Annotated in this window: 9 protein-coding genes and 4 pseudogenes; 6 read left to right on the forward strand and 7 right to left on the reverse strand. The window is 69.2% G+C overall.

The window, feature by feature from the left end; translation table 11 throughout:
• Positions 1–333: 333 nt before the first annotated feature.
• Complete coding sequence (locus IGS69_RS34145; protein WP_190904299.1) at positions 334–558, reverse strand: hypothetical protein; 225 nt, start codon at positions 556–558, stop codon at positions 334–336.
• A 436-nt stretch (positions 559–994) separates the two neighbouring features.
• Here IGS69_RS34145 and IGS69_RS34150 point away from each other — a divergent pair, with 436 nt between their 5' ends.
• Together IGS69_RS34150 and IGS69_RS34155 are read left to right on the forward strand one after the other, a co-directional pair.
• Complete coding sequence (locus IGS69_RS34150) at positions 995–2236, forward strand: MFS transporter (RefSeq protein ID WP_190904300.1); 1242 nt, start codon at positions 995–997, stop codon at positions 2234–2236.
• A 67-nt stretch (positions 2237–2303) separates the two neighbouring features.
• Positions 2304–3165: pseudogene (locus IGS69_RS34155) on the forward strand (IS5 family transposase).
• A gap of 134 nt (positions 3166–3299) precedes the next feature.
• Here the strand turns inward: IGS69_RS34155 and IGS69_RS34160 are convergent.
• From IGS69_RS34160 to IGS69_RS34175, 3 genes are all read right to left on the reverse strand, one after another.
• A complete protein-coding gene (locus tag IGS69_RS34160) occupies positions 3300–4046 on the reverse strand; it encodes a hypothetical protein (RefSeq protein ID WP_232543725.1) in 747 nt (248 codons plus the stop codon).
• Positions 4047–4252: 206 nt separating this feature from the next.
• Complete coding sequence (locus IGS69_RS34170; protein WP_332836581.1) at positions 4253–4492, reverse strand: DUF4158 domain-containing protein; 240 nt, start codon at positions 4490–4492, stop codon at positions 4253–4255.
• 27 nt (positions 4493–4519) lie between these two features.
• Positions 4520–5173, reverse strand: a complete 654-nt coding sequence (locus IGS69_RS34175) for a recombinase family protein (RefSeq protein ID WP_232543727.1) — start codon at positions 5171–5173, stop codon at positions 4520–4522.
• A 790-nt stretch (positions 5174–5963) separates the two neighbouring features.
• On the opposite strand from IGS69_RS34175, the gene IGS69_RS34180 reads away from it, so the two are divergent.
• Positions 5964–7439: a serine/threonine-protein kinase gene (locus IGS69_RS34180; RefSeq protein ID WP_190904302.1), complete on the forward strand. Its 1476-nt coding sequence runs from the start codon at positions 5964–5966 to the stop codon at positions 7437–7439.
• Positions 7440–7458: 19 nt separating this feature from the next.
• Here the strand turns inward: IGS69_RS34180 and IGS69_RS34185 are convergent.
• Positions 7459–8281: pseudogene (locus IGS69_RS34185) on the reverse strand (IS5 family transposase).
• Between the two features lie 9 nt (positions 8282–8290).
• The gene (locus IGS69_RS34190) at positions 8291–8545 is read right to left on the reverse strand and encodes a hypothetical protein (protein WP_190904303.1); all 255 of its coding nucleotides are present in this window, start codon (positions 8543–8545) and stop codon (positions 8291–8293) included.
• 111 nt (positions 8546–8656) lie between these two features.
• Here IGS69_RS34190 and IGS69_RS34195 point away from each other — a divergent pair.
• Positions 8657–9840 (forward strand): annotated as a pseudogene (locus IGS69_RS34195) (IS701 family transposase).
• Positions 9841–10098: 258 nt separating this feature from the next.
• Complete coding sequence (locus IGS69_RS34200; RefSeq protein ID WP_190904304.1) at positions 10099–10656, forward strand: hypothetical protein; 558 nt, start codon at positions 10099–10101, stop codon at positions 10654–10656.
• Positions 10657–10670: 14 nt separating this feature from the next.
• On the opposite strand, the pseudogene IGS69_RS34205 reads toward IGS69_RS34200, so the two are convergent.
• Positions 10671–11525, reverse strand: a pseudogene (locus IGS69_RS34205) (IS5 family transposase).
• 118 nt (positions 11526–11643) lie between these two features.
• On the opposite strand from IGS69_RS34205, the gene IGS69_RS34210 reads away from it, so the two are divergent.
• Positions 11644–12303 carry a hypothetical protein gene (locus IGS69_RS34210; protein WP_232543728.1) on the forward strand — a complete coding sequence of 220 codons (660 nt, stop codon included), beginning with the start codon at positions 11644–11646 and terminating at the stop codon, positions 12301–12303.
• The last annotated feature ends 3 nt before the right edge of the window (positions 12304–12306 follow it).

Genomic DNA, 12306 nt, shown 5'->3' on the forward strand with positions numbered 1-12306 from the left:
GAGTGACTGTCCCCCGCAGGACGGCGACTGAGGCCCCTGCCCGTCTGCGTCTCTCCCGACCGGCGCCCGCAGCCGGGAGGCCACCAGCGCCGCCCCGGGCCCCCGAGCGAGGGCGCCGCCCGGGAAAAGGCAGCGTGGGCGCGCCTCGCCGAAGTCGAGGCGCCCGCCGCCGAGGCGGCGGGCACGAAGGCTCAGCACTAGCAGGAGCTGGCCGAGCCAAGGTGGCCCAGGCCCAGCGCCGAGAGCACCAGGCCCAGCTGCGTCAGGCGCGGGGCGGGGCGCACGCACCTTGGCTTGGCCCGGGAGGGACCTCGTTGCCGTGTGGCAGCGTGGTCAGCCGTCGCGGCGGCGCAGGGCACGGAGCCCGACGTCGTAGGCCATCGCGCCGAGAGCGAGGACCACGAGCGGGGATGCTGCCGGGACGGTGCCCTGGAGCAGGGCCGAGCCGACGCTGCCGGTGCCGAGTACCGCGGTGCAGGCCGGAATTCCCGGCAGGGCGATCCGCAACACCACCTCCCGGCGGGCCGGGCGGGCAACGACGGGGTCGGGGGCGTTCATCGGCCGCTCACTGTGGTCGCCTCGGCTGCGGGGGAGCTCCCGGTGATGCGCTTAGCGAGCCCCTTCACCTTCCGGCGGACCTTCTCACCCTGCCTCTCCGGATTCGCAGCACTAGGGTCCGTCTTCAAGCGGATCTTGCCCAGAGCAGGAACGATGCGAGGGTGACCGCCGCTTCCCTGGATCCCCGGCCTCCTCATCCGTGACGTCCGGAGTATCCCTGTCCGCTGGTAGCGGCTGACGGCGGCGGCCCCGGAGCGCGAGAGCGCGGGCGACCTGCCGCGCACGTCACCAGGGAGGTGCCGCAGTCCGCCGCCGGAGGGTCATGGCATCCGGCCGGTAACTTCGTTGTAGGGGCCGACGTTGTGGGAGATCATGCGCGTTTGTGACCTCGCGAGCAGATGAACCCATTGACGAAGCGGCCCCGCCCGCCCCCGCCATGGCCGTCACCCCCTCCACCCCGGTGCACCGGGACGGCAACGTCCTGCGCTGGCTGATCGCCTACACCTTCTCCGTGGTCGGCGACGCCGCCTACTTCGTGGCGCTTGGCTGGGCCGCGCAGAAGGTGGCCGGACCGGCCCAGGTCGGCCTGGTGATGGCGGTCGGCGCGATACCCCGGGCGATCCTCATGCTCGGCGGTGGTGTGATCGCCGACCGGTTCGGCCCGCGTCGGGTGGTCATCTCCTCCGACGCGGCCCGCGCTGTGGTGATCCTCGCGGCCGCCGCAGCGCTCGCGTTCAGCACGCCCGGCCTCTGGGTGCTCGTCGCGCTCGCCCTCGTCTTCGGCGTCGTGGACGCCCTGTTCATGCCGGCGGTCGGAGCGATGCCGCCCCGGCTCACCGGCCGCGACCAGTTGATGCGGGTGCAGAGCCTGCGCAATCTGGTGCAGCGGTCCGGCCACATCGCCGGTCCGCCGCTCGCCGGGTTCTCAATGGGGCTCGGCGGCCCCGCCGCCGCGTTCGCCGTGACCGGCATCCTCTTCACCTTCTCGCTGCTCCTCCTGGTCGCGATCCGGCTCGCCCCGCTGCCGCCCGAGGAACAGCCCGCCGCGGACTCAACTGCCCGCCGCGACCTGGTCGACGGCATCGTCTACCTGCGCCACGAGCCCGTCGTCGGCCCGCTCGTCCTCTCCGGACTGCTCTCCATGATCGGCTGCATCCCGCCGATGGCGATCGGCGTCATCCTCCTCGCCGAGGAACGCGGCTGGGGCCCCTCCGGCGGTGCCTGGGTGAACGCCGCCCTCAGCGCCGGCGTCTGCACGACCTCGCTCCTGCTCGTAGTGCGCGGCCGCTTCCATCGGGCCGGCCACTGGCACAACATCGCCCTGCTCGTCGCCTCCGCCGGCATCGGCCTGATCGGCGTCATGCCGAACCTCGCCCTCGCGGTCGCCGTGGCGCTCGTTTCCGGCCTGGTCTCCGGCCTCTGCGGCGGTCTGGCCCTGGCCCTGATGCAGGCCAACACCGCCCTCGCCTTCCAGGGCCGGGTCGCCTCCGTCCAAGCGCTCAGCGCGGTCGGCATCACCCCGGTGATGTTCCCGCTCTTCGGCCTCCTGGCGGAAGGGTGGGGCGCCGGCCCCACCTTCCTCCTCTTCGGCTGCATCAGCATGCTCGGCGCCACGGTCTCCACCGCCTCCCACGCCGTCCGCCATGCCGACCTGGACTTCACAAAGACCGCGGACTGACTCCGGCTCCCGGCCCGGGCACCCAGGGTCCCTTTCAAAGATCACCCGGGTGGTGGATCGTGGTGTCGTGGTACGTCGTCATGAACTCACTGACCGGGAGTGGGAATTGCTCGCTCCGCTGATACCCAGGGCCGCTACGGGGTGACCCCGCGTGGAGGACCGGCAGGTCCTCAACGGGATGGTCTACAAGATCCGCACCGGGATCTCCTGGCGTGACCTGCCGGAACGCTACGGGCCGTGGAAGACCGTGTACACGCGCTTCCGCCGCTACGCCCTCGACGGGGTGTTCACCCAAGCCCTCCAGCAGATCCAGGCTCGTGCCGACGCGGCCGGCGACATCGACTGGCTGGTCCAGATCGACTCCACCATCGTCCGCGCCCACCAGCACGCTGCCGCCACCGGCCGAAAAGGGGGCGGCACCGGCGGGACGAACCGGACGATCACGCCCTTGGCCGATCCCGAGGCGGGCTGACCACCAAGATTCACCTCGCCTGCGACGGCAAGGGCCGGCCGCTCGCGATCCTGGTGACGCCCGGCCAACGCCACGACAGTGTCTGCGCACGCCCTCTGCTGGAACGGATCCATGTTCCCCGCACCGGCCCGGGCCGGCCTCGGTGCAGGCCCGACCAGGTCATCGCGGACAAGGCTTACAGCTCTCGAGGCTTCCGCGCCTACCTGCAACGACGCGGCATTGCGCACACCATCCCGAGAAGACCGACCAGCGACGGCACCGGCTGAGGCGCGGTGGCCACGGCGGCCGACCGCCAGGGTTCGACCGGGGGACCTACCGGCGGCGCAACATGATCGAGCGCTGCTTCAACCGACTCAAGGGCTTCTGCGGTATCGCCACCAGATACGAAAAGACCGCCACTTCCTACCAAGCGGCGGTCACCCTCGCATCGTTCCTGCTCTGGGCAAGATCCGTTTGAAGACGGACCCTAGTCCAGCTCGGCGGCAGGTCCGCCTGCGGGCCGTCGTTCACCACGGAAAGTAGTCGTGAGAAGTTGGGTGGACGGGTTCCGTCGGGCGTGTCGTGCACGTCGTCCGCGCGCGCTTCGCGGTCTTACTGGGAGAACGCGTAGGTCCGGACGGAATCGAGGTGCAGTTCGAAGGGCCCGAAACAGTCGGCCGCGAGAGTCGCGACCGGAGCGCCGCAGGGGCAGGCCCGGTTGAGTCCCTCGTCGCCTGTCGGTCCGCAGCACCCGTTGCTGTTCTCCCAGTTGGGCAGTGGCTGAAGGCCGACGGCGTCATCAGGGTGCACCATCACTGTGTGTCGACTGCCGGCCGAGATGACGAAGCTTTCTTCACGGCAGACCACGGGTCCGCGCGACTGAGCTGGCTTCGGGTGCTCCTGATCGTCCTGCACGACGTAGGGAGGTCCCCAGGGCTCGGGATCGATCGCGTAGTGGCCCCGCGGAACGGTGGAAGGTGCCCGGCGCGTCTCCTTGTCCCGGTCGCGCTCGTCGTCTGAGACGTCAGGGATGGCGGCAATCTCGGCCAGCTCCGGCGTGATCGCGGTGCCGCACTTGGAACACAGGAAGACGGTCATCCCCTCGTTGTAGTGCTCAGGACTGCCCCTCCGCATCCTCGTTTCGCTGCTCGGAGTCGATGCGCGCGACGACGCTGCGGAAATCGGGCATGCCCAGGTGGACGGTGGTGTGCGGGTGGCGAGGTCGCGCATGGCGGCGAGCTTCTGCTCGGCGGCGGCGAGGCTGGCCTCGATCGCGGCGACCTCGCCGAGCCAGCCTTGTTCCTTGGCCTCCTGAAGCCGGTCGAGCAGGTTCGCGTGGATCTCCTCCAGGCGGGGCATCTGCTCGGGATCGGGCCGCAGGACGGGACATCTGATGCAAGCGTGCTCATGGACGCAGGGGCAGCAGCGCGGCCCGCGCGGCCAGGTGCTCCCCGGCCGTGGCGGGCAGGTTGAGCGAGGCGAGCACGGTGGGCTTGGTCTGCTGCCACGCCTCCCCGTCGAGGAGCTTGGCCCGCGGGTCGCCCCACTTGGAGGCGCTCGCGCAGCTACTCGCCCGCCGCGTCGAACAGCGACTTCGGCCCGTCGCCCGTCGTCCAGGCCCGCGCGTCCAGCCACTCGCTCAGCTCGTCCCGCACCTTGGCGAAGTCCCACCAGCCCCCGGCCTCCTGGATCTCCCCGGCGTGCGTACGCGCCGTCCCGTCCCGCTCGCCGTACTCCTTCGGACACGACGCATCGGCGATCCCCAACTGCTCGGCCAGGTACGGCCTCGGGGAACATCGGTACAGCGGTTAACGCTAAGCCGGTGATCTTGTTCAGGTGGGTGCTCCGAGGCCGGTGACGCGGTTCTCGTACTCGCGCCGGGTCTTGCGCTGGGCAGGGACGGCAGGGGCACCCTGGCCGCGTCGTACGGGCACCCCTTGGTCGAGCGCGGCCTGCTCGGCGGGCTCCAGGTCGGACGCTCGGAGGAAGTCCGCGACCTTGCCCAGCACGTCGAGGGTGACCGGCAGCTCCGGAGCGGGGGTGTCCTCCTGCACGATGGCGTTGTGGTCGGGCATGAGGTCGGCGACCGCCGTGCGGATCGCGCCGCGGCTGACGCCGTGGTCGCGTGCGAGGGCAGCGATGGAGCGGCCTTCCAGGTAGGCGGTGCGTACGGCGTCGGTCTTCATGGCCGCCACGGCGGGGCGGCGTCCGCCCTTGCCGCCCTTGGCCTCGGCGGCGCGCAGTCCGTCGTAGGTCAGCTCGCGCTGGAGGTCGCGCTGGAGTTCGCCGGCGGCGGCGAGGGTCTGCACCATGAACTTCACGGTGGACAGTAGCTCGCCGGTGCGCGGGTGGCGGGCGGTGAGGTCCATCGCGGAGAACGCGCCGTCGTGGATACGCGGCGCCACCTGATCGCGGTGGAGGAGGTCGAGCACGTCGAGGATGTGCCCGGTGCCGCGTACGAGGCGGAACATTTCGGAGATGAGCACGGTGTCGCCCGGCCGCGCGTAGGTAAGCAGCTCGCGGAACTTCGGGCGCTGGAGGGGGGTGGAGGCGGCTGGAGGTGCCCGGGTCTTCCTCGAAGACGACGGGGTCCTCGATCCCGGCCTCGTCCAGGACGAGGTTCTGCCGGGCGGTGGACTGCTGGTCGGTCGAGACCCGCTTGTAGACCAGGTTCGCCACCGAAGGGCCCCTTCCGTACGGAGGATCGGACCCCTATCTGTCGTCAACCCTGTCAGCAATCACCATCGGATCTGATTGGATTCACGCCGCCGCGAACCCCCAGATTGCACGGGTTCATTGGACGCGCTGGCTGCCTGTCGTCAAACGATCGTTTGACGACAGAAGGGCGGCCGGGAGGGCATCACCATTCGCAGCGCCGGTAGTGATGTAGGACATGGTACCCAACACGGTCTTCGAATCGATCATCGGCGTCCCGGCTCCCCGGGACGAGGCCGTCGTCGCCGAGCCGATGAACATGGAGAACGCGGGAGCCGCGTGCGACTTCTGTCCCAACGGCCCGTTCGTCGGCATCAAGTCGCCCTCCGGTGGTGTGGGCCCTCCCGGCTGGCCAGGCCGAGCAGTCCGCCGAACTCATGCCCGGCTCGAAGGCGGGTGGTCTGCCTCGCTGCCTGCGGTGGGTGGCCTGGTCGGCTGAGATCTCACCGGCATCGTCACCAGGACTAACCCGTGTGTGCGCCGAGGAGGTTGGAGAGACGGTGTGGCGGCCGCCGCACCCGCCGTCTTCGCAGGTGTGGAGGCGTCTCGTATGCTGACGCCGTGGAGCGGGGGAAGTTGTTCGCGGACCGTTACGAGCTGATCGACCGTCTGGGCCGAGGCGGCATGGGCGAGGTGTGGAGCGCGCGGGACCGCGCGCTCCACCGTGAGGTCGCGCTCAAGCTGCTGGATCCCGACGGGATCGCCCAGGCCGACCTGCCCCGGCGGTTCGAGCGCGAGGCGGTCGCCGCTGCCCAGATTGTCCACCCCAACGTCGCCGCCCTGTACGACCGGGGCATCCGCGACGACGTGTTGTTTCTGGTCATGGAGAAGGTGGACGGCCAGACGCTCACAGCGCGTCTCCAGGCTGAGAGTCCTTTCCCCGTGACGCGTGCCGTGGCCATCGCCAGCGGCATCTGCGCCGCGCTGGAAGCCGCCCACCGGGCCCAGGTCATCCATTACGACATCAAGCCCCACAACGTCATCGTCACCGGCGACGGACTGGTGAAGGTCATCGACTTCGGGATCGCCGGGTTCGTCCAGGCCGCGTTCACCGTGGCGCGCTCCACCCAACTGACCCCGGCCGGAACGCCGGAGTTCGGCGCACCGGAGCAGTTCCTCACGGAACGCGGCGACGAACGCTCCGACCTGTACGCACTCGGTGGGACGCTCTTCGCGATGCTCGCCGGCCGGCCGCCCTTCACCGGGCACAACAGCCTCGCGGTCGTGCGGCGCAAGCTCGACGAGGAGGCCCCGCCCCTCGACGCGTTCCGCCCCGGCCTGCCGCTAGAGCTCACCGCGCTCGTCGCCGAACTACTGGAGCGCAACCCCGACCGGCGCCCCCGGTCGGCACAGCAGGTCCAACAGCGGCTTCAGGCACTCCTGGCGTCGTGCGCGGCAGCGGACGCTCCCACCGCGGCGATGCCCCCGACCCAGCGCACCCGCCTGATGGACGACACGCGGCGCGCGCCCCGGCCGCCCTCGCCCGACTCCTGGAACCGCGCCTCCACCGACGAGACGCCGTTCACCGCAGACGCACTGCTGCCGCGGCGGTTCACCAACGACATGGACATCGAGTTCGCCCGGATCGCCGAGGACACCCGCCCCTCCCGCGAAGCCGGCCCCAGCGACCTGATCGGGGAACTCGCGCGCCGCGACTGTACCGAAGTGGTCGCCGGCGTCTACGCGGAGCAGCCCGGTCCCCACGCCACGCCCGAGAACCCCGTCTACGTCTCCGTCCAGGTCTTCGCTTTCCCCGACGTGGAAATGGCCCAGGGCGCGCACAAGTACCTGGGTGACGGGGGAGGGGTGTGGCGCCTCACCATGTGGAGCGCCCGCGACGGGGGCGGCCTTGCCCCTTGTCCCGACAAGGTCTACCGCAGCTACCGGTGGCGATACAGTTGGAGAGTCCACCGCTACCTGGCCGTGGCGCTGGCCTACCGCGCCGACCTCACCAACGACGGCTCCATCGGGCCCTGGCTCGCCGCAGCCGCCCGCAGGGCCGCGCGCTCCACTGGGCCGCAGAACCACGACGGCTAGGACCCGTCTGCAGTTGTGATCATTGGAGGCTGCGCATCCAGATCAGCGCTCCTCGCAGAGGGAGGCCGGCGAGGTAGCTCTGGGGTGTCTTGTCGTAGCGAGTTGCGATTCCACGCCACGCCTTCAGCTTGTTGATCAGACGTTCGACGGTGTTGCGGCCTTTGTAGAGCTCGGCGTCGTGAGCGACGGGCCGTCCGCCCTGACGGCCCTTCTTCTTGCGGTTCGCGGCCTGGTCGGCCTTCTCCGGAATCACAGCCTGGATGTTCCGTCTGCGCAGATAGGCGCGATTGGCGCGGGAGGAGTACGCCTTGTCGCCGGCGACCGCGTCGGGTCGGGTGCGTGGGCGACCGACCGGCCCCCGGACCTTGATCTTCTTCAGGCCCGGGACGAACCGGGGACTGTCGGCGGCCTGCCCCTCAGTCAGCAGGAAGGAGAGCGGGCGGCAGCGCGGATCGGCAGCGAGATGGACCTTGGTGGTCAAGCCGCCACGCGAACGGCCCAGCAGGGCCGCCTTCAGGCGGGCCCGGCGTCGCCGCCGGATGCGCCTCCGTTCGTCCCGACCCGGGTCGGACGTGCCCCGTTCGCCTTCGGCCTGCGGCTTTCGTTCCTTCCATCAGCACCTGGAAGACACCCGCGTCACGCCATCGGAGGAAGCGGTCGTAAACGGTCTGCCAGACCCCGAACTCCGGCGGCATCTCACGCCACTGGGCACCCGAGCGGAACTTCCAGATCACGCCCTCGAACTGCTCCCGCAGATGCTCCGGATACGGGCCGTATCTGCCTATCGGCAGGAACGGGCCGATCAACTCGCACTCAGCGTCCGTGAGTTCTCTACGCGCCATCCCAGACGTCTACCAGCCCATGTCCTTGGCCACCTCTTCCTGGGCTGCGGCGATCTCTGGCGCGGTGGAATCCGTGATGTCCACATCGCATGCCCACTCGAACCGCGACAGCAGGTCTGCCAGCGCCTGCTTCTGAGCCGGGTGCGTGATCGGTACAGCGTTCAGGTCGGTGCTCATCAGCCAGTCGAACAGCACGATGGCATCGGCGCGCCACAGCCGCACGTTGACAGTCGGCACGGATTCCCACGATTCATCGGCATTCATGAGGGCATCGTGCCAGGTGGCATCTCACCCGTTGAACACGACTTCAGACAGGCCCTAGTACTGCAACGGTGCTTGCCGTGACTGCTGGCCAGCTCTGTCGTTGGTGTGGTCATGGGTGGGGACCTTGCTGATGTCAGGCTGTGGGCCGGTGAACTGGACGCTCTGCATGACCGGTTCGTGCACCGGTTCAACCGGGAAGAGCCGCGCCAGTCGGCGCTCGCTTACATGCGAGGCCTGGTCGCACCGCTGGAGCGGAAGAACGGCTGGACGCTGGCGGAGGAAGCCGGGCACGAGGGTCCCGATCGCATCCACCGGTTGCTGAATCGGATCGAGTGGGACGCCGACGAGGTCCTGGACGACGTACGCGACTACGTCGTGGAACACCTTAGCGACCGAGAAGCGGTGCTGATCGTCGACGACACCGGCTTCCTGAAGAAGGGCCTGCGGTCGGCCGGGGTGCAAAGGCAGTACTCCGGAACCGCCGGCCGGACCGAGAACTGCCAGATCGGTGTGTTCCTCGCCTACGCCACCGGCCGCGGCCGCACGCTGATCGACCGGCGGCTGTATCTGCCCACGTCGTGGACGGACGACCGGGAACGCTGTCGTCGGGCGGCATCGGCGACGAGGTCGCCTTCGAGACGAAGGTGGCCATGGCCAAGGCGATGGTCCACAAGGCCATCGCGGACCGGATCCCGTTCGCCTGGGTGACAGCTGATGCCGCCTACGGCTTCAGCAAGGGCTGGCGCTTCGAGCTCGAGCAGGCCGATGTCTTCCACGTCATGGCCACCACCCGGCACGACACCGTCGTCACCCGCTGGGCACTCGACCACCCCGTCCACGACCTGTTCCCTGGCCTGCCGCGGCAGAAGTGGAAGCGTCGTTCCTGCGGCGACGGGGCACACGGTCGGCGGATCTACGACTGGGCCCGCGTCGAGGTCAGGCCCTGGCACCGCCAAGACCGCCGGCACTGGGTCCTCGCACGCCGCAGCGTCAGCCGACCCGAGGAGATCTCCTACTACATCGCCTACTGCCCGGCCAACACCACACTGGACGAACTCATACGCATCGCGGGCAGCCGCTGGGCTGTCGAGGAATGCTTCCAGACCGCCAAGCAGGAGTGCGGCCTGGGCGACTACCAGGTCCGCCGCTACCCCGGCTGGCACCGCCACATGACCTTGGCGATGGCCGCCCACGCATGCCTCACCGTCCTGCGGGCCCGCCAGCTGGACACGGAGAAAGCAGAAACGGATCCTCCCAGCTCATCCACCTCAGCCTCGCCGAGATCCGACGGCTGATCACCCGCCTCACCGGCCGCCGTCCCACCCCGATCGGCCACGTCCTGCACTGGTCGACCTGGCGCCGCCGACGCCAATACCAAGCCCGCATCAGCCACTACAAACGACGCGGACACAGCCCCTGAAAACTGCCCAGCACTCAGCACAAACACCGTTGCAGTACTAGAGCCTGTCTCTTGGAAGTGTGGTGCGCAGGGTGCTGTATGCCGGATCGATAACCTGTGTCGGCGTCGGCGGCATGGTGCGAAACTTCGGGCCATGACCTCACCCGAGCTCAGTGACCTGGACTATCTCCGGGAGATCGAGCGTCTCGCCCACCGCGTCAGTGTGGAGGCGTCCAACGAAGGATGGCTCTCATTCCTGGCGGACCCTGATGAGGCCACACCGCTCCAGCGCAGTGTGAATGTGCTTGCTCGGGCTCTGCGCCATTACCACTTCGCGGGTGATGGCTGCCTGGAGGAGGACCGTCCGCTGGTCCGCCTCGTCGGGGCCTCGGTGTTGAAGCCCGGGGCCATGCCGGCCGGGGTGGAGGAGGCATACGAGGAGGTGTGCGCACGGATCGGCGTCGAACCCAGGCCGGAGGGCTGGGCATTGTGGAACGCCTGGGGCGACGGGGACCTGAAGGTGACCATGGTGGTGTCCGCAGTCGAGACGACCGAGGGGCTGTTCGAGAACTGGGCGCGTGGGAGGGCATTCGACCCGGTGTCACCGTTGCCCTCTCAGGTCGCCCTCGTCCGCCAGGGTTGGATTGGGCCGATGACGTTCTCGCCTCGCGGCGTCAAGCGGACGGACCTTGGCGGTCGGCCGCTGTCCTAGGCTCTACCCCTCGGTCAGCACCGTGTCCACATGAGAATCGCAGCGAGGTGCAGTGCGGCCTGGTAGGCGATGGCGAGCTTGTCGGGTCGCATGGCCAGACCACGCCACTGTTTGAGGCGATTGATGCATCGCTCGACGGCGTTGCGCTGCTTGTATGCCTCGGCATCGAAGCCCGGCGGGCGACCACCGGCGCGACCTCGCCGCAGTCGGTGACCGACCTGGTCGGCGGGCTGCGGGATCACGGCACGAATACCTCGTCGCCGGAGATGCCCACGGATCGCGCGGGATGAATACGCGCGGTCCGCCAGGACGACGTCCGGCCGGGTTCGTGGTCGTCCCGGTCCGCCTCGCGGAACACGGATGCCTGCCATGACCACCTCGAAGGCCGGTGCGTCGCCCGCCTGTCCCGCGGAGACGCGGAGGGCCAAGGGCTGTGCATGGCCGTCGCTGACGAGATGGACTTCCGTGCCCAGGCCGCCGCGGGAACGTCCGAGCGGTCATCGGGCTCAGCCCGAAGTGGCGCCCCTTTCTCCTGGCTCCGGCGGCGTGCTGGTGAGCCCGGCAGACGGTGGAGTCCACGACACGTTCCAGCCGATGTCGTCAGCACCGTCGGCCGCTGCCAGGAGCGCGGCGAGGATACGTTCCCAGGTGCCGTCCACGGCCCACCTGAGCAGCCGTTTGTGAGCGGTCTGGAATGAGCCGAGCTCGGCAGGCAGGTCCCGCCAGGGTGAGCCGGTGCGGTACTTCCACACGATGGCCTCCAGGGTTCGACGATGGTCGGCCCATCGCCGACCACGAACCGGATCGGCCGGCATCAACGGCTCGATCCGGTCCCACATCGCATCAGTGATCACCCACCGGACAGACACATCCGATCAACCGACGAGCAGATCAAGGAGACACGCTCTAGCCCTAGGACTTGTCCGGACGATCATGTATATAACGGGGATGACCGCGTGTTGCTGCGGTGGCGGTATCGAGGAACGCATGGCCGCGTCTGCCATAACGGGCGTCGGCCCGGGCGCGGAGCCGAGCACCGCCCTGCCCCGTGTGCTGATCGGCGGAGACGGCATGATGGGGATCATGAAGTCTCTCGCCGTAGCCGGTCTGCGCATCGTGGAGGGCTGGACCGCGCCCGACGGGCTCCTTCCGCCCACCGTCACCAGCCAGGCACCGAGCGTCCCGTCTGAGGACGGGCGCGTCGAGGCCATGCTGGACTTCCTCGATCCGCAGCTGCACGAGAAGGCGAACGCCGACTGGTACCGGCTGTCGGTCGAAGGAGGACTCTTCTCCGGGACCGACTGCAGGTTCCTGATCGCGCTCCACCCCGGCCAGGACCGCCTCGCACGGTGGCACTGCGTCGAGCTGCAGAGCGAGTGGGACATCATGGGCAAGGGTGCTGACGGGCTGCTCGGCAGTGCCCCCTACCGCCCCGAGTTCAGCATGCTTTCCCTCGACGGGAACGTGCTGTGCTTCGCCACGACGTGGGAGCACGCCATCAGCACCTCGGTGCTGAAGGCGCCGCATCGTTCGCAGGTCCTCCGTGAGTGGGCCGAGGATCTGACGGACGGCACCATGGACGACATGGGCGATCCGGACGAGGCACCGCTGAGCCTGGCGGCACGCCGCTGGCTCGACAGGCTCTAGGGC

It is taken from the genome of Streptomyces tuirus, assembly GCF_014701095.1.
GTDB lineage: Bacteria > Actinomycetota > Actinomycetes > Streptomycetales > Streptomycetaceae > Streptomyces > Streptomyces tuirus.

Coding starts and splice junctions, on each gene's coding strand:
- IGS69_RS34190 (WP_190904303.1), bottom strand. CDS start 8,545: ATGAATGCCGATGAATCGTGGGAATCCGTGCCGACTGTCAACGTGCGG.
- IGS69_RS34160 (WP_232543725.1), bottom strand. CDS start 4,046: ATGCCCCGCCTGGAGGAGATCCACGCGAACCTGCTCGACCGGCTTCAG.
- IGS69_RS34210 (WP_232543728.1), top strand. CDS start 11,644: ATGGCCGCGTCTGCCATAACGGGCGTCGGCCCGGGCGCGGAGCCGAGC.
- IGS69_RS34150 (WP_190904300.1), top strand. CDS start 995: ATGGCCGTCACCCCCTCCACCCCGGTGCACCGGGACGGCAACGTCCTG.
- IGS69_RS34200 (WP_190904304.1), top strand. CDS start 10,099: ATGACCTCACCCGAGCTCAGTGACCTGGACTATCTCCGGGAGATCGAG.
- IGS69_RS34145 (WP_190904299.1), bottom strand. CDS start 558: ATGAACGCCCCCGACCCCGTCGTTGCCCGCCCGGCCCGCCGGGAGGTG.